Here is a 15,356-nt window from a genome sequence, read left to right as displayed (position 1 = left end):
ACCGCCCAGGAGCTCAATATGAATCATCCGGATATGCAGCCGTTCACCACGGGCTGGAACTACCCCGCCAATATCCTCACCGGGGTGGGACGCATTCGTGAGCTGCCCGCGGCCTGCAAGGCGCTCGGCATGCAGGCACCGCTGCTGATCACCGACCCCGGCCTCGCCGCGCTGCCGATGGTGCAGGAGAGCGTGCAAGCCTGCGAGGACAGCGGGCTCGGGATTGCCGTCTTCAGCCAGGTGAAGGGCAACCCCACCGGGAAGAACGTCCTCGACGGCATGGCAGCCTTTCGGGACGGCGGCCATGACGGCGTGATCGCCTTCGGCGGCGGTTCGGGGCTGGATGCCGCCAAGGCCGTGGCGCTGATGGCCAATCAGCGGGAAGGGCTATCGCTGTGGTCGCTGGAGGATATCGGCGACAACTGGAAAAACGCCGATGCCGAGGCCATTGCGCCCATCATTGCCGTGCCGACCACCGCGGGAACCGGTTCGGAGGTGGGGCGTGCCTCGGTGATCACCGACGAGGTCGAGCACGTCAAGCGCATCATCTTCCATCCTGGCATGGTGCCGGCCACGGTGATCCTCGACCCCGAGCTGACCGTGGGACTGCCGCGGGCGATGACCGCCGCCACCGGCATGGATGCCCTGTCACACTGCATGGAAGCCTGGTGCTCACCGCTCTATCACCCCATGGCCGAGGGCATCGCGGTCGAGGGGATGCGACGCATCCATCACTATCTGCCCCGCGCCTATGCCGACGGGCACGACCTGGAAGCGCGCATGAACATGCTGGTGGCGTCGAGCATGGGCGCTACCGCCTTCCAGCGCGGCCTGGGGGCGATGCATGCCCTGGCGCATCCGCTCGGCGCGCTGCACGATGCCCACCACGGAACGCTCAACGCCATCCTGATGCCCTATGTGCTGCGTGCCAACGAGCGCGCCATCGGTGAGCCCATGGTGCGCCTGGGCCGCTACCTCGACCTGGACCAGCCGGGTACGGCGGCGGTGATCGACTGGGTTCTGGAAATGCGTGAGCGGCTGGGCATACCGCACACCCTGGCCGACCTCGGCATCGATACCCGCCAGGCCGACAAGGTGGGCAAGATGGCCGTGGCCGACCCGTCATCGGGCTCCAACCCGATCAAGTTCACTGCCGACGACTACCGCGATATCTTCGTTGCCGCCGTAGCAGGGCGACTGTAATCAGCAGGGCGACGGTAAGCGGTAAGAAAGGCGGTGAACAGGATGGACGACCGTAAACAGAGTGGCCGTAACCCCACAGGGAGACTGAGCGATGCGTATAGGGCTTCTGCAGTGCGATGATGTGGCGCCTGAGCTGCGCGAGGCCCATGGCAACTATCCGGAGATGTTCGCGGCGCTCTTCCATAAGGTCGACCCGGCGCTCGAGTTCGTCGTCTGGCGCTGCCAGGATGGGGAGATTCCCGACGATATCGATGCGGTGGATGCCTGGCTGACCACCGGCTCCAAGCACGGCGTCAATGACGGCCTTGCCTGGGTCGATGACCTCTGCGGCTTCGTGCGGCGGCTGTGGGAGGCGGGCAAGCCGCTGGTGGGCATCTGCTTCGGCCATCAGTTGATGGCCAAGGCACTGGGCGGCGCAGTGGTGAAGAGCCCCAAGGGCTGGGGCGTGGGGATGTCGTTCAATCGTGTCGAGACAGGAACGGAGTGGATGGCGCCCTGGCAGCCGAGCCTGGACCTGCTGGTCAGCCATCAGGATCAGGTCAGCGAATTGCCACTACAAACCCGGGTGCTCGCCGGTAGCGACTTCTGTCCCTTCTATCTGATCCAGATCGGCGCGCACTTCCTCGGCGTACAGGGACATCCGGAATTCACCAAGCCCTATTCGCGGGACCTGATGGCGCTGCGCGCCGAGCTGGTGGGCGAAGAGCGAGTACGCGAGGGGGAGGCCTCGCTCTCGGCGCCAGTGGACGACACCCTGATGGTGCGCTGGATCCTCAACTTCATGAGGCGTGCCATGGAGGGCAGGTGAGCTGACAGCTGACGAGACCAGGCAGTGGCCCCGAGCCGCTAATCCAGCTGACACGGGTCATGGTGACCATCCAGCTGGGTGGCGTGGCCGGTGTGCGAAGCGATGTGCCAGAGTCGCACAAGAGCCTTGAACCATTCTTGAGGGAATCAATGCCAGACAGGAACGTTCCAGCGTACTATTCACAGTGGGTTTCTAGTGAACTTATCCCCGGCTTTCTCGACGGGAACATGAACGCCTCCGACGACCCGCGCTGGGCGGAATCCGGCGCTGCAAGCGCCACTGAGTATGCCAGCTGGGCAAGGCACATCTGTGGTATGGCTTGCACCAAGATGCTGCTGGAGGACCTGCGAGGTGAGCGGCGAAGCCTCTTTGAGCTGTTGACGCAGTGCCGTGAAGCGGGTGGTTACGTTATCACCGAGGAGGGCATCAAGGGGCTCTACTATCGCCCGCTGGTTCAGCTATTGAGGGAGTGGCATCAACTGGACGCCGAAGTGATAGAGCATGTGGATACGGGGCATTTTCTACAGTGGCTCGGTGAGGGGCATCGTATTATCGCTTCGGTACACCCTTCCATTCGCACGCCCGAACTGAGCCCGCCACATCGGGGCGGGCATCTGGTCTACCTTTTCGGCCTGGATGGGCGCAGACGCCTGCGCTTCCATAATCCATCCGGGCTATCCGGCACTAGCCAGGCGGATGCCCGCCTCGAGCCCGCGGACTTCGAACGTTTCTTCGCCGGGCGCGGCATTCTGGTACGTTCCCATCAGCCCCGCCGATAGACCCTCCGACCCATTGCCCACACTTCATCGGTGGCCCATTCGTCTTCGGCCAGCACCAGCAGATCGGCGTCGCTGCCCACCTGCAGGCGCCCCTTGCGTGGGAGCTTGAGGGCGTCGGCGGCATGGGTGCTGGCGACACCGATGGCGCGCTCCAGCGGAATGCCGTGGTCGTTGATGCACTGGCCCAGCACCTCGAACAGGCTGCCCAGGCGACCTGCCCTCAGGCCGACGAAGCGGCGTGCCTCGTCGAACTGGGGCAGCGAGGCGTTGGCATCCGATGAGAGCGTGATTCTCGAAGGTTCCACGCGGGCCTCCAGAGCCCGGGCCACGGCTTCCGATGCCGGCACTTCGCCGCCCGCCAGCAGCTCCGGCGTGGTGCTGGTGGTGAAGTCGATGCGGCCCCCTTCGCGGGCGAAGCGCAGGCCATCCTCGAACAGCGATGGCGTTCGATTGATATGGGTGGGCAGGAACTGGGCCACTGGAATGGCGCTGGTGCGGGCGGCCTCACGCAGCGGTTCCAGGTGAGTGGGGGCATCGCCGGTATGGATGAAGACGATACCCGACTTGCCGGCCAGCATGCCGGCGGTTCGCGCCTCGGAGGCCAGCCGGGCGAGTTCGAAGGCGCTGGGCTGGGAGCCGCGGTGGTCGCTGATTGCCACTTCCCCCAGGCCGATGAATTCCGGCACGAAGAGGATGTCGCTGCCCACCGAGCCGGTGAGGGTCACCGGCGGCAGCTGGTAGGAGCCGGTATAGCAGTAGGTGGTCAGGCCTCCCGCAGCGAGCTCCCGGGCCTTGCCCAGCAGGTTGGCCGATGTGCGAGTCAGGGCATCGGTGCCCAGCGCGCCGACCAGGGTGGTGGTGCCTGAGGCCAGGGCATCCTCGAGGGTGAGTTCGGCGGTGCGCGTGCCGAAGCCACCTTCGCCGCCGCCGCCAATGAAGTGCACCAGCGGGTCTACCAGGCCGGGAATGACCCGGCGGCCTTCCAGGTCGATTATCTCCACGGCGCTACCGCTGATGGGCGGTTCGGTATCCGCCGACACAATGGCGGCTATGCGCTGATCGGCAATCAGCAGATGACAGAGGCCCAGGGGCTCGGGAGCGAAGAGGCGGGCGTTCTTCAGCAGGGTCAGCATACAGGGTCCTGATTCAGCGTGGTTGGGAAGCAGCGAACGCCGGCAGGGCCGGCGTTCGAAGGCGTTGCCGCGGCAGAACCTATAGCTTGATATCGTAGCTGAAGTAGCGGTTCATGATCTCGTCGTAGGTGCCGTCTTCCTTGAGGGCGGCGAGAGCCTCGTTGAAGTCGTCCGCGAGCGCCTGGTCGCGCTTGCGGAAGGCTACGCCTACGCCCTCGCCGAAGATATGCGCAGGCTCCTTGATGAAGCCGCTGATACGCTTGAATTCGCTCTCGTCGGTGTCAATCGCCATGTTCGACTCCGCCACCGGGTAGTCCATGAAGGCAAGGTCGAGTCGGCCGGCACGCATGTCGGTGACCACCTCGCTGCCACCGGTATAGCGGCGCACCTCCACCACGTCGCCGTAGAGCTCGGTGACATAGTTGTCCTGGAGCGTGGCTCGCTGCACGCCCACGACCAGCCCCTCGAGACTGGCGCGGTCGTCAATGTCGATCTCCCGATCCAGTGCAGTTACCCAGACGCTGGGCGTGGTGTAGTAAGGGTCGGAAAAGAGTACCTGCTGGGCACGCTCCTCGTTGATCGACATCGATGACATGATGGCATCGTAGTTGCGTGCCAGCAGGCCGGGGATGATGCCGTCCCAGTCCTGTTCCACCCAAGTGCAGGTGGCTTCGAGATAGGCGCACACCGCTTCGCCCAGCTCGATCTCGAATCCGGTCAGCTCGCCGTCGGCCTGGCGGTACATGAACGGCTCGTAGGGGAGGTCGACGCCGAGGCGGATTTCGCTGTAGTCACGAGCCTGGGCGGTACCGGCAACCAGGGCGGCGCCAAGGGTGGCGGCCAGCAATAGGGAAGTATGACGCATGGGAATCTCCGTTAGTGCATGCCAAATGTACATGCCATTAGCGCATGCCATCGGCCATGAATGCTGCGCACAGGCAGCTTGTGCTTGTTGGTAGGCAGTTGATGAGCTGCTGGGAATAGGCCGTGAAGCCGGAGCCGTTATCGACGGAGCGCAGTCATGGGCAGGCGTTAGCCGGGGCCATGGCTTGGATCACGCGGAGTACGGCAGAGTACGAGGCACTGGCGTGCCGGGCCAGGGGATGGCCGGAAGGGGGCTATTCGTCGAACCATTCGCTGAGATAGAAACTCTCAACGAAACCACCATTGATGATCATGGGAAGAACCTCTCGCTCTTTTCAAGGCGACCTGCCAAACATGCGCGAACACGCCAGGCCTGTCAAGCGGCCACGCCACCGTAATGGCGTGGCCTTGTGACGAGTTCAATCGGTGAAGTACCGGTCATGGATCTCGTCGTAGGTGCCGTTTTCCTTCAGCGTGGCCAGCGCTTCATTGAAGCGTTCGGCGAGGGCCTCATCGCGTGGACGGAAGGCAATGGCGATACCGTCGCCGAAGTACTTGTACGGTTCGCGAATCATCTCGCCTACCACCCGGTAGTCGCCACGCTCGCTGTCGAGAAGCGTGGTCTTGCCGACCGGGTAGTTGACGAACATCAGGTCGAGACGGCCCGACTCCATGTCCAGCAGCATGTCGTCGGCGGTGGGGTAGCGTCGGATGGTGGCAACGTCGCCGTAGAAGTCGGTGGCATAGCTGTCCTGCAGGGTGCCACGCTGCACGCCCAGCGTCTTGCCTTCCAGGGTCTCCTCGGAAGGCAAGTCGATATCACTATCCGCCGGGCCAAACCAGGCCGAGGGCGGCGTGAAGTAGGCATCGGAGAACAGTACCTGGGCGCGTCGCTCCTCGTTGATGGTCATGGATGACATGATGGCGTCGTAGTTGCGTGCCATCAGGCCTGGGATAATGCCGTCCCACTGCTGTTCGACCCATTCGCAGGTAATGCCCATCTCATCACACAGGGCATTGCCCAGGTCGATATCGAAGCCGGTCAGTTCGCCTTCCGGCGTACGATACTCCATCGGCTCGTAGGGTACATCGACGCCGAAGCGGACGTGATCGTAGCTGTCGCGGGCCTGGGCGGGGCCAGCCACCAGGGCGGCGCCGAGCAGGGTGATACCAAGATAGCGTTTCATGATGATGTTCCTTGTTGTTGTCTTCCCGTCGCTGAATGCCGGGGATTAGGGGTACGCAAAGGCCAGGCCCCAACAGAACGGAGAGGCAGGGACGGTGCAGGAGGCAGGGACGGGATGACGCTCCCGGATGAGCCGGGAGCGTCGAACAGGCTTACTCTTCGCCGAAGTAGCGCTCGAAAATCTCGTCGTAGGTACCGTCTTCCTTCAGGGTGGCCAGTGCTTCGTTGAAGCGCTCCGCAAGCGCTTCGTCGCGCGGACGGAAGGCGATGCCGAAGCCTTCGCCGAAGTACTCCTCGGGCTCGGTGACCATTTCACCGACCACCTGGTACTCGCCTTCGTGGTTCTCGAGCAGCGTGACCTGGCCGACGATGAACTCCAGGAAGACGAGGTCCAGGCGCTGGGACTGCAGATCCAGCACCATGTCGTCGGCGGTGGAGTAGCGGCTAACGTTGGCTACGCTGCCGTAGTTGTCGGTGACGTAGCTGTCGAAGGTGGTACCACGCTGCACGCCGATGCTCTTGTCGGCCAGCGCCTCTTCATTGATCTCTTCGATCTCGCTGCCGGCGGGGGCGAACCAGGCACCGGGGATGGTGATGTAGGGATCGGAGAAGAGCACGGTCTGGCGGCGCTCGTCATTGATGGTCATGGAGGACATGATGGCGTCGTAGTTGCGCGCCAGCAGGCCGGGAATGATGCCGTCCCACTCCTGCTCGATCCACTCGCAGGTTACACCGATCTCGGCGCACAGGGCGTTGCCCAGGTCGATGTCGAAGCCGGTCAGCTCGCCATCGGCATCACGGTACTCCATCGGCTCGTAGGGAATGTCGACGCCGAAGCGCACATGGTCGTAGTCACGTGCCTGGGCAGTGCCGGCTGCAATGGCCAGGCCCAGGAGGGAGACGGTCAGCAGTTTTTTCATAATGGCTTCCTTGTTGTCATTTCGTACACCGTTTTACGGTGACGTCGCGCCTGAATTTAGCGCAGCCACGCCCGGGCCGAAACCCTCTTGGCGTGAATTTTCCAACGTCTGTTTGACGCTGCCACTTCAGCCGCTCTGCGGCCGGAGGTGGGCGAGCAGACGCTTTTCCAGCCAACGGAAGAAGAACAGGATGGCGAACGTCAGGCAGAGATAGATTGCAGCAGCAAACAGGAATGCCTCGAATGGCGCATAGAAGCGTGCATAGACGAAGCGGGCTGCGCCGGTGAGGTCCATCAGCGTGACCACGCTGGCAATGGCGCTGGCATGGAGCATGAAGATCACCTCGTTGCCGTAGGCCGGCAGTGCCCGGCGAAAGGCGCTGGGCAGGATGATACGTCGCATCGTCAAGCCCGGCGACATGCCGTAGGCCCTGGCCGCTTCGATCTCGCCGCGCGAGGTGGCCTTGATGGCTCCGCGGAAGATCTCGGTGGTATAGGCCGCGGTATTCAGCGTGAAGGCGATCAGGGCCGGGTAGAACGCTTCCCTCAGCATCGGCCAGAGGAAGGTTTCCTGGATGCCATCGAAGAAGACGACGCCGTAGTAGATGATATAAAGCTGGATCAGCAGCGGCGTGCCGCGAAAGACGTAGGTATAGACGTAGATCGGCAGGCTGATCCAGCGGTGCCGGGAGCTACGGCCGATGGCCAGCGGCACAGCGAGCACCAGCCCCACCAGCAGCGACAGGAACACCAGCTGAGTGGTGGTTACCAGGCCTTCCCAGTAGAAGGCGATGGTGTTGGGCGTGAAGATGCGATTGTCGGCGAGTAGCGCATTGAACCATTCCATATCAGTGCTCCCCGAAGCCAACGTTGTAGCGTTTCTGCAGCCGGACGAACAGCCACTCCGAGAGGCTGGCGATCAACAGGTAGACGGCTGCAACCGGCAGCAGGAAGGTGAACGGCTCATGGGTAGCGCGGGAGGCTTCGGCGGCGACGCGCACCATATCCGTCAGGCCGATCACCGACACCAGAGCGGTGGTCTTGAGCAGCACCATCCAGTTGTTGGAGAGGCCGGGCAGGGCATGGCGCATCATCAGCGGAAAGCGAATTCGCCGGAACACCAGCCAGGGGCTCATGCCGTAGGCCTTGCCGGCCTCGATCTGACCGTGATCCACCGCCATGAAGGCGCCGCGGAAGGTTTCGCCCATGTAGGCGCCGAAGATGAAGCCGATGGTGAGTACGCCGGCGGCAAAGGCATTGAGGTTGACATACCAGTCCACGCCGAAGCGGTCGTAGATCATATCGGTCAATACGTTCAATGCCATCTGGCCACCGAAGAACAGCAGCATCATCAGCACGAGATCGGGTACGCCGCGAATCACCGTGGTGTAGAGCGTGGCTACCTTGTGCAGCAGCCAGCTGCGCGACATCTTGGCACTGGCGGTGATCAGCCCCAGTACAATGGACAGTATCAGTGACAGCAGCGCTAGCTGGATGGTGACGCCGGCGCCTTCCAGTAGCCGGGGCCCATAGCCGTGTAGGTCGAGCATGGTGGAATTCCTCAGTACTTCGGCGCCAGGAACTGCTTGAGCCGCGGCGAGGTGGGGTTGACCAGCACTTCCTGGGGGGGGCCTGCCTCTTCCACCAGGCCCTGGTGCAGGTAGATCACCTGACTGGAGACGTCGCGGGCGAAGCCCATTTCATGGGTGACCACCACCATGGTGCGCCCCTCATCGGCCAGGCCATGCATGACCTTGAGCACATCGCCGACCAGCTCCGGGTCCAGCGCCGACGTGGGCTCATCGAACAGCATCACCTCCGGGTCCATGGCCAGTGCCCGGGCAATGGCGCCGCGCTGCTGCTGGCCACCGGACATCTGTGCCGGGTAGGCATCCGCCCTTGCGGTCAGGCCAACCCGTTCAAGCAGGGCACGGCCTTGCTCGATGGCTTCCTTCTTCGGCTTGCCGAGTACATGAATCGGCGCCTCGATGACGTTTTCGAGCAGCGTCATGTGCGCCCAGAGGTTGAAGCTCTGGAAGACCATCGACAGCTTGGCGCGCATCCGCACCACCTGCTTCCAGTCGGCCGGCTCACGCCCCTGGCGGGTTTGCTTGAACTGTATCGCTTCGCCGTGGACGATCAAGTCGCCGTCGTCGGGCTGTTCGAGCAGGTTCATGCAGCGCAGAAAGGTACTCTTGCCGGAACCTGAGGCCCCGATCAGGGTAATGACATCACCTTTTCTGGCCTGCAGCGAAAGGCCCTTGAGTACTTCGGTATCGCCGAAGCGCTTCTTGATGTTGCGCACTTCGAGAGGAATCGGGGTATCGGCCATGGGTGGGCTCCAGGTCGGGACGAGTCGCCAGGGGCGACTGGCCGGTTTAAGCATGCCGGTATGAAAAAGGGGCGATTCTAACAGGCCAGGATGCTTTGACCAGGCTGGTCGGGGGTGGGTGCCATTCGACCTTGGTTGTGTGGGTCGGTGCGGTGTGTCATCAGATTGCTCCAGATTATTGTTGTATGTCGGATTTTTTTACTGTTGATAATGTTGCGAATGGGCGAATTTGGCTCCGATGCCCTGGATTGCAACGCTCGGTCAGACAGGCTGCTCGGTCCGGGTCGCGAGCAGCGCTGCCCGAGCCCCAAGCTCGACATTGGCGTTGGGGAACACCACGCTCACAGAGGCCTCTCCGACGATGAAGGGCCCTGCCTTGTCGTCTTCGGCCAGCCGTGTGCCGGGGGGGAACTCGGTGAAATTGGGCGTATCGTCGGCAAAGCAGAGCCGGAACGACTCGGATTCCCGCATCAGCTCATGGGCGACGCGGAAGAAAGCCATCTGTACCGCCGGTGCCTGGGCTGGCTTTCGTCCGGCAACCAGCTCTTCCAGCAGCCGGCCCATCGGGGCGAGGGCCGCCAGGTCATTGTGACCGAAGGGCAGGGCGCGCCCCAGCTCCAGGGTGAAGGCCTGGGCCTGGTGATAATGCTTCGAGTAGTGGGAGAAGGTCCAACTGTGGAGGTGCTGGTGCAGTACCGCCTGGATATCCGCCGCGGCCAGCCATGCCCATTGCTCGGGGAGGGTGGGCGTCTCGCCGAATGGCTCGACCACGAAACGTGGATAACGGCTGTCACGAATCGCCGTATGCAAGTCGTAGTGCAGTCGGGGCAGCTGTGCATGGCGCGCGAAGAAACCATCGACGGCGCTCATCAGCTCCCGTGCTCGCTCGGGTTCCATGCCCTCTTCGTCCAACTCTCGACGAAACAGCCGGTTGAGGTTGGTGGTGACATAGCGCTTGCCGCTACGAATCGATGCCAGGTTGCCCAGAATCACCAGCACCGGTGCGCCCACCGCGAGGAGTCCTGCCTCTATCCGGGCCAGGCAGTTGCCGAGCAGCTCGATGGGTGCCGTCTCGTTGCCGTGAATGCCCGCGGAGAGAACGCAGGCCTGGGCATCTTTGCCTGCCGTGTCGGGAATCAGCTCGAGTATTCCCGGAGCATGAAGCAGGAAACGCCCACCTGTCGTGCGCCCCTCCCGCTCGGTGGGTATGGTCCCCTCCAGACTCAGCTCGATCCAATCCGCCAGCATGGTACCGCCCTGCTCGTGTCGTGAATTCTGAGCTACCTTCCCGTTGATGAACGTTCCCCACAAGCCCCAGCGTCGGGCTGGTGAAAGCCCGGGTGCGATATTGAAACTGGCGCTCAGCGCCGGTCGTTGCAGGCATCGCCCTGTGTAACCTCGATCAGCTCAGCCACGGGGAAGGCCATGCGTTCGGCATCCTTCACCAGCTCGCGGTAGACGGCGGGGTCGAGTTCGGGCTGGCGGGCGAGAATCCACAGGTATTCGCGGGTAGGACCCGAGACCAGCGCCCAGCGATATTCATCGTCAAGTACCAGCACGTTGTAGCCACCATAGAAGGGCCCGAAGAAGCTCACCTTGAGATGGGCTACGCTCTCGTCCCTGACGAAGTAGGCGCGTCCCTCCGCCTCATCCTCCTCGCCGATTTCCAGGTTCACGCCGCGGTTGATGACTCGCACACCGCCGTCATCGCGCAGGGAGTAGTCGGCGGTGACGCAGTCCAGCCCGCGCTCGAAGGAGTGGTCGAGCCGGGCAATTTCGTACCACTTGCCCAGGTAACGATCGAGTTCGAAGCCGGTAACCGGCTGTGTGCCCTTGGGCGTGCCGACACACCCGCCAAGCAGGGTAGCGGCGAGTATCAGGGGTGCGATACGGTTCAGCCACAGGGGCATGCTATTTCCTCGCTGATTGGCATTGATGCAGACTTTGGTGCAATGGGGATGCGAGCGGACGGGGCCTAAGCTGGCACCTTTTCCATCCTGACGGCGAGGAGCCCGCCATGCCAGATGAATACGGTCACGATTCCCGCGACTACGTCCGTCAGCTCAACGCCCACTACGATGCCGAAACCGAACCGGACAGCAATGCCTTATTGGACCGCTTGCGGCAAGCCTTTGTAGAGGCTGGCTGCGACCCGGACAAGTTGAGTCTGGACGACAGCGCCGGCATCGACCAGCTCCACCTTGGCGGGAGAAGCGCCAGCCGCGCCCTGGCGGCCCTGGGTGGACTTCGGGGTGGCGAACGGGTTCTCGACGTTGGTTGCGGCACCGGTGGCGCCAGCCGACTGCTGGCAGCCGAGTACGGCTGTAAGGTGGTGGGTGTCGACATTACGGCGGCCTTCGTCAAAGTGGCCGATTGGCTCAGCAAGGCCACCGGCCTGGATGATCGTACCCGTTTCATGTGCGCCGACGCTGCCAGCGTGTCGCTGGCAGCGGAAAGCGTTGATTGGGTGTGGTGCCAGCATGCGCTGATGAACATGCCCCATGTGCCGCGGGTACTGGCTGAGTGGCGGCGTTTGCTGGTGCCGGGCGGATGTGTGCTGCTGCACGAGGTCGTGGCCGGTGACAATCCCGAGCCGCTGATTCTACCCGTTCCCTGGGCGCGTACGCCTGCCACCAGTCACCTGCGTAGCCGTGAGCAACTCGAGCGCGCTATGGCACTATCCGGCTTTGAGTCGCTTAGGGTGGATGATGTTACCGATTCGGCGCTGGCCTGGCGGCAGGTACATAGCCAACGCGAAAGCCGCACTGAAGAGGCGCTCGAGAGGGGCCGCAGACTGCCGGGCCCGGAGATGATTTTCGGGGAGGAGTTTCCCACCATGGGGCGCAACCTGCGCGACAACCTCGCCGCCGGCAAGGTGCGCATTCTCGAAGGGGTCTGGCGTGTCATGAATTGACGAATTCGAACGGAGAGGACAAAACGTTCGCTTTCCTCCACGCAGACGCTTTCTGCGCTGTAGTTATCAGCCATGGCTGACATATTCCGTTTTCAGCAGCAGCCCGACATCTGGACATCCAATCCAGCCTTCGGGGTGTTCTCATGCGCCACTGGTAGGACGAGGGGTTGCCGAGGCGCCGTCGGTCGGGCCGCATGATCGTCATGCACCACGCTGCCTGGCCATTTCCTCTCGATAGTCATCGGCCAGCGCTGTCTTCTGGTCGCTGGCCAGGCCGCGCCCGGCTAGCTGGAAGACTTCCTGTTCTTCTTCATCGAGGTGATGCAGCACCAGGTGGCTCAGCTTCTTGGCGTTGGCCAGCCAGCCTGGGGAGGCGTAGTCGGTGGCATCCAGCGTTTCGATCATCTCGTCGATGTCGTGGTGTTCCGCCACGCTGTGCCGCGCTTTTTCCTGGGTCAGGTCGATTGCCATCATGGGGATGTAGAGGGCTCGCTCCTCGGCGGCGGCATGATGCTTCAATTCGTCGCGTACCTGGCGGTACAGCGCATGCCGTTCCTCGCTGTCGCCCTGTGTCTCCATCAGACGGGCGAGCAGATCGCGTTGAATATCGTGGTCTTGTCGAAGTGCCTCGAAGATTGTCATGGATTTGCTCCTGTCATGGAGGTGCGATCACCGTCACCTTACAATCGCCCGTCCAGGTGCTCAAGCCTCATGGTCCCGGTGCGGCCCTGGCCGGCGGGGTTGGCAAATGCCTTTACTGGGGAAGCCGTGTGGCTCATCTCGGCTTGTCGGGACACTATATTCTCCTCTCGCAATAAATCGTTCACGAGGTTTCTGTCGGGAAATGGCCCATCGCCTTACAGGCGATGTCGTTTGGCTGGTTTAGGCCCGGCCCTTAGCCACATCCAATTGCAATCAGTTGACAGAGGCCTGGCTTGCTGGCCTGAGGAATAGTGCAGGGTGGTTCGCCATACGGTGCCGAGACGCTGGCCGGGGCAGATGGTTCCAGACAGCCCGCCGAGAATGAGCTGGAGCTGGCCCGAACGCAGGGGCGCTGGGTTGCCGACGTGGCGGCCAAGCTGGAAGCCTGCCCTTTTCTTGACAACAGACACGAAAGAAAGCGCGGCCACGCCACGCCTTCTTTGCTTAGGCCCGTGGGATCAGAGGGGCCATATAGAGCCAAGCCAATCAGTTCATGTGATTGATATTGATCTCTTCATCTCCATCCAGCTCCTCGAAGTTGTCATCGTCGAACTCGTCGGCTGAACGTTCGCCGCTCTGTGACTGAAGAACGACTTCGCCTTCGGAGCGAATTTCGAGATTCTCGATCGGATAGGCCATCTCGTCTTCGCCGAAGCCGAGGAAGCCGCCTTCCGTAACGATCACGTAGATGTCGCCGCTCTGGATGTTGCGCACCACACGTTCAATGTCGCCGAGCTCCTCACCGTCCTGATTGATGAGGTCGCGGTTTTCCAGCTCGCTGACCTGGATGCCCTGGCCCTGAGCGTCACGATCCTGACCGTTCTGGTCGTCGTACATTTCTTCGTCATCGCGCTGGTCGCGATCTTCATCGCGCTGCTCGTCGTCGCGGATCTCGGCTGAAGCCTCGTCTGCGCCTTCGACAAGCACCTCGGCTTCACCCTGTTGCTCGATGGTGACCTCCGGTTCGGCCTGATCGATTTCGACGTTGGGATCGGGCTGCTCAATGGTCACTTCAGGGGCCTGCTGCTCGACGGTCACCTCGGGTGGCTCCTGCTCGACCTCGATCTCGGCCGGCTCCTGCTCGACCCGGATATCTGTCTCATCGTTTGTGCCCTGAGTATCGGTATCGAGTGCATCCCGATCCTGGGCGTTCTCTTCAGTCGTCTGCTGCTGTTGGCTCAGCTGTGTATCCTCGTCTTGGTCTTGGGCGAGGACGCCGTGGGTAAGCCCGGCACTCAGTGCGCCTACTGCGATAGCGATTGCTGTCCTTTTCATGTCGTTCCTCCATTATTTCACCTCGCTCTTCTGAGCTGGCACCTGTCAGGCTAGACGACAAATCGGTAGTCACTGAGAATCTTTACGAACCCATGACGAATACAATCGAACCGTGACGCTGGAGCGGTTCTGTTTCATTTCATTGCCATTGAGTCACTGCTCCGTCTCCAGGATACGTTCTGCAATGGCCTGGCCCAGGGTCTCCGTGGTTCCCTGGCCGCGGATATCAGGGGTCAGCAGGCTGGCGTCGCCTTCGGCCAGTACCGCTTCGACAGCATCGACGATGGCCTTGGCGGCCTTGGCGTAGCCCAGGTGCTCGAGCATCATCGCCCCGGACCAGATCTGGCCGATGGGGTTGGCGATACCCTTGCCGGCGATGTCCGGTGCACTGCCGTGGACCGGTTCGAACAGGCTGGGGAACTTGCCTTCCGGGTTGATGTTGGCCGAGGGGGCCACGCCGATGGTGCCGGTGCAGGCCGGGCCCAGGTCGGAGAGGATGTCGCCGAACAGGTTGCTGCCCACCACCACGTCGAACCAGTCGGGATGCAGGACGAAATTGGCGGTCAGGATATCGATGTGAAACTTGTCGACGCTGACGTCCGAATAGTTGCCGGACATGGCCTCCACGCGTTCGTCCCACCAGGGCATGGTGATGGCGATGCCGTTGGACTTGGTGGCCGAGGTGAGCTTCTTCCGCGGGCGGCTCTGGGCCAGGTCGAAGGCGTACTTCAGCACCCGGTCGACGCCGTGGCGGCTCATCACCGTCTCCTGGATCACCACCTCACGGTCGGTGCCCTCGAACATCTTGCCGCCGACGCTGGAGTACTCGCCCTCAGTGTTCTCGCGCACCACGTAGAAGTCGATGTCGCCGGGGTTGCGGTCGGCAAGGGGACTCTTGATACCGGGCAGCAGCTTGCAGGGGCGCAAGTTGATGTACTGGTCGAACTGACGGCGGAACTGCAGCAGCGACCCCCAGAGAGAGACATGGTCCGGTACGGTGTCAGGCCAGCCCACGGCGCCGTAGAAGATGGCGTCGAAATCCTTGAGCTGCTCGAACCAGTCGTCGGGCATCATCTGGCCGTGCTTCGCGTAGTAGTCGCAGCAGGCAAAATCGAAATGCTCGAAAGCCAGGTCGATGCCGAATTTCTTGGCGGCGGCTTCCAGGGTGCGCAGGCCTTCGGGCATCACTTCGGTGCCGATGCCATCACCGGGGATAACGGCGATACGCTGGGTCATGGTCA

General features: G+C 62.5%; 16 protein-coding genes and 1 pseudogene. 5 read left to right on the top strand and 12 right to left on the bottom strand.

Annotated elements, in window-relative coordinates:
- Positions 1-18 precede the first annotated feature (18 nt).
- From KZO25_RS04535 to KZO25_RS04525, 3 genes are all read left to right on the top strand, one after another.
- Positions 19-1,203 (top strand): iron-containing alcohol dehydrogenase, encoded by a 1,185-nt coding sequence (locus KZO25_RS04535; RefSeq protein WP_223136034.1) that lies wholly within the window; start codon positions 19-21, stop codon positions 1,201-1,203.
- Between the two features lie 91 nt (positions 1,204-1,294).
- Positions 1,295-2,011, top strand: coding sequence for a glutamine amidotransferase-related protein (locus KZO25_RS04530; protein ID WP_223136033.1), 717 nt, complete (start codon positions 1,295-1,297; stop codon positions 2,009-2,011).
- A 227-nt stretch (positions 2,012-2,238) separates the two neighbouring features.
- Positions 2,239-2,790 (top strand): hypothetical protein, encoded by a 552-nt coding sequence (locus tag KZO25_RS04525; protein ID WP_262488839.1) that lies wholly within the window; start codon positions 2,239-2,241, stop codon positions 2,788-2,790.
- On the opposite strand, the gene iadA is transcribed toward KZO25_RS04525, so the two are convergent.
- From iadA to KZO25_RS04480, 9 genes are all read right to left on the bottom strand, one after another.
- Positions 2,775-3,923 (bottom strand): beta-aspartyl-peptidase, encoded by a 1,149-nt coding sequence (gene iadA / locus KZO25_RS04520; RefSeq protein WP_223136031.1) that lies wholly within the window; start codon positions 3,921-3,923, stop codon positions 2,775-2,777. The genes KZO25_RS04525 and iadA overlap by 16 nt on opposite strands.
- A gap of 79 nt (positions 3,924-4,002) precedes the next feature.
- Positions 4,003-4,788, bottom strand: a complete 786-nt coding sequence (locus KZO25_RS04515; protein ID WP_223136030.1) for a transporter substrate-binding domain-containing protein — start codon at positions 4,786-4,788, stop codon at positions 4,003-4,005.
- 418 nt (positions 4,789-5,206) lie between these two features.
- Positions 5,207-5,974, bottom strand: coding sequence for a transporter substrate-binding domain-containing protein (locus tag KZO25_RS04510; protein ID WP_223136029.1), 768 nt, complete (start codon positions 5,972-5,974; stop codon positions 5,207-5,209).
- A gap of 151 nt (positions 5,975-6,125) precedes the next feature.
- Complete coding sequence (locus KZO25_RS04505) at positions 6,126-6,893, bottom strand: transporter substrate-binding domain-containing protein (protein WP_066452013.1); 768 nt, start codon at positions 6,891-6,893, stop codon at positions 6,126-6,128.
- A gap of 126 nt (positions 6,894-7,019) precedes the next feature.
- Positions 7,020-7,739, bottom strand: coding sequence for an ABC transporter permease (locus KZO25_RS04500; protein ID WP_066452012.1), 720 nt, complete (start codon positions 7,737-7,739; stop codon positions 7,020-7,022).
- Position 7,740: 1 nt separating this feature from the next.
- Positions 7,741-8,442, bottom strand: a complete 702-nt coding sequence (locus KZO25_RS04495; protein ID WP_066452011.1) for an ABC transporter permease — start codon at positions 8,440-8,442, stop codon at positions 7,741-7,743.
- 11 nt (positions 8,443-8,453) lie between these two features.
- On the bottom strand, positions 8,454-9,224 hold the full coding sequence (locus KZO25_RS04490; RefSeq protein WP_066452010.1) for an ABC transporter ATP-binding protein: 771 nt from the start codon (positions 9,222-9,224) through the stop codon (positions 8,454-8,456).
- Between the two features lie 261 nt (positions 9,225-9,485).
- Positions 9,486-10,472, bottom strand: coding sequence for a succinylglutamate desuccinylase (locus tag KZO25_RS04485; protein WP_223136028.1), 987 nt, complete (start codon positions 10,470-10,472; stop codon positions 9,486-9,488).
- Between the two features lie 113 nt (positions 10,473-10,585).
- Positions 10,586-11,134 (bottom strand): lipocalin family protein, encoded by a 549-nt coding sequence (locus KZO25_RS04480; protein ID WP_223136027.1) that lies wholly within the window; start codon positions 11,132-11,134, stop codon positions 10,586-10,588.
- Between the two features lie 107 nt (positions 11,135-11,241).
- Here KZO25_RS04480 and KZO25_RS04475 point away from each other — a divergent pair, with 107 nt between their 5' ends.
- A complete protein-coding gene (locus KZO25_RS04475) occupies positions 11,242-12,138 on the top strand; it encodes a class I SAM-dependent methyltransferase (RefSeq protein WP_223136026.1) in 897 nt (298 codons plus the stop codon).
- Positions 12,139-12,339: 201 nt separating this feature from the next.
- On the opposite strand, the gene KZO25_RS04470 is transcribed toward KZO25_RS04475, so the two are convergent.
- The gene (locus tag KZO25_RS04470) at positions 12,340-12,780 is read right to left on the bottom strand and encodes a hemerythrin domain-containing protein (protein WP_066452006.1); all 441 of its coding nucleotides are present in this window, start codon (positions 12,778-12,780) and stop codon (positions 12,340-12,342) included.
- A 311-nt stretch (positions 12,781-13,091) separates the two neighbouring features.
- Between KZO25_RS04470 and KZO25_RS19925 the strand changes: the two are divergent.
- A pseudogene (locus KZO25_RS19925) lies at positions 13,092-13,220 on the top strand (NAD(P)H:quinone oxidoreductase); the annotation flags it as partial.
- Positions 13,221-13,326: 106 nt separating this feature from the next.
- Here KZO25_RS19925 and KZO25_RS04465 read toward each other — a convergent pair.
- A complete protein-coding gene (locus tag KZO25_RS04465; protein ID WP_223136025.1) occupies positions 13,327-14,115 on the bottom strand; it encodes a DUF6470 family protein in 789 nt (262 codons plus the stop codon).
- A 153-nt stretch (positions 14,116-14,268) separates the two neighbouring features.
- The gene (locus KZO25_RS04460) at positions 14,269-15,351 is read right to left on the bottom strand and encodes a tartrate dehydrogenase (protein WP_316935462.1); all 1,083 of its coding nucleotides are present in this window, start codon (positions 15,349-15,351) and stop codon (positions 14,269-14,271) included.
- Positions 15,352-15,356: the final 5 nt, after the last annotated feature.

It is taken from the genome of Halomonas sp. ANAO-440 (genome assembly GCF_019915905.1).
Taxonomy (GTDB): Bacteria; Pseudomonadota; Gammaproteobacteria; order Pseudomonadales; family Halomonadaceae; genus Halomonas; species Halomonas chromatireducens.
Note: the sequence above shows the minus strand (reverse complement) of the source record. Positions and strands in the feature narration are given on the sequence as shown.

Bases quoted from the DNA above. Each gene is read 5' to 3' on its own strand.
- KZO25_RS04535 (WP_223136034.1), top strand. From the start codon at position 19: ATGAATCATCCGGATATGCAGCCGTTCACCACGGGCTGGAACTACCCC.
- KZO25_RS04530 (WP_223136033.1), top strand. From the start codon at position 1,295: ATGCGTATAGGGCTTCTGCAGTGCGATGATGTGGCGCCTGAGCTGCGC.
- KZO25_RS04525 (WP_262488839.1), top strand. From the start codon at position 2,239: ATGAACGCCTCCGACGACCCGCGCTGGGCGGAATCCGGCGCTGCAAGC.
- iadA (WP_223136031.1), bottom strand. From the start codon at position 3,923: ATGCTGACCCTGCTGAAGAACGCCCGCCTCTTCGCTCCCGAGCCCCTG.
- KZO25_RS04515 (WP_223136030.1), bottom strand. From the start codon at position 4,788: ATGCGTCATACTTCCCTATTGCTGGCCGCCACCCTTGGCGCCGCCCTG.
- KZO25_RS04510 (WP_223136029.1), bottom strand. From the start codon at position 5,974: ATGAAACGCTATCTTGGTATCACCCTGCTCGGCGCCGCCCTGGTGGCT.
- KZO25_RS04505 (WP_066452013.1), bottom strand. From the start codon at position 6,893: ATGAAAAAACTGCTGACCGTCTCCCTCCTGGGCCTGGCCATTGCAGCC.
- KZO25_RS04500 (WP_066452012.1), bottom strand. From the start codon at position 7,739: ATGGAATGGTTCAATGCGCTACTCGCCGACAATCGCATCTTCACGCCC.
- KZO25_RS04495 (WP_066452011.1), bottom strand. From the start codon at position 8,442: ATGCTCGACCTACACGGCTATGGGCCCCGGCTACTGGAAGGCGCCGGC.
- KZO25_RS04490 (WP_066452010.1), bottom strand. From the start codon at position 9,224: ATGGCCGATACCCCGATTCCTCTCGAAGTGCGCAACATCAAGAAGCGC.
- KZO25_RS04485 (WP_223136028.1), bottom strand. From the start codon at position 10,472: ATGCTGGCGGATTGGATCGAGCTGAGTCTGGAGGGGACCATACCCACC.
- KZO25_RS04480 (WP_223136027.1), bottom strand. From the start codon at position 11,134: ATGCCCCTGTGGCTGAACCGTATCGCACCCCTGATACTCGCCGCTACC.
- KZO25_RS04475 (WP_223136026.1), top strand. From the start codon at position 11,242: ATGCCAGATGAATACGGTCACGATTCCCGCGACTACGTCCGTCAGCTC.
- KZO25_RS04470 (WP_066452006.1), bottom strand. From the start codon at position 12,780: ATGACAATCTTCGAGGCACTTCGACAAGACCACGATATTCAACGCGAT.
- KZO25_RS04465 (WP_223136025.1), bottom strand. From the start codon at position 14,115: ATGAAAAGGACAGCAATCGCTATCGCAGTAGGCGCACTGAGTGCCGGG.
- KZO25_RS04460 (WP_316935462.1), bottom strand. From the start codon at position 15,351: ATGACCCAGCGTATCGCCGTTATCCCCGGTGATGGCATCGGCACCGAA.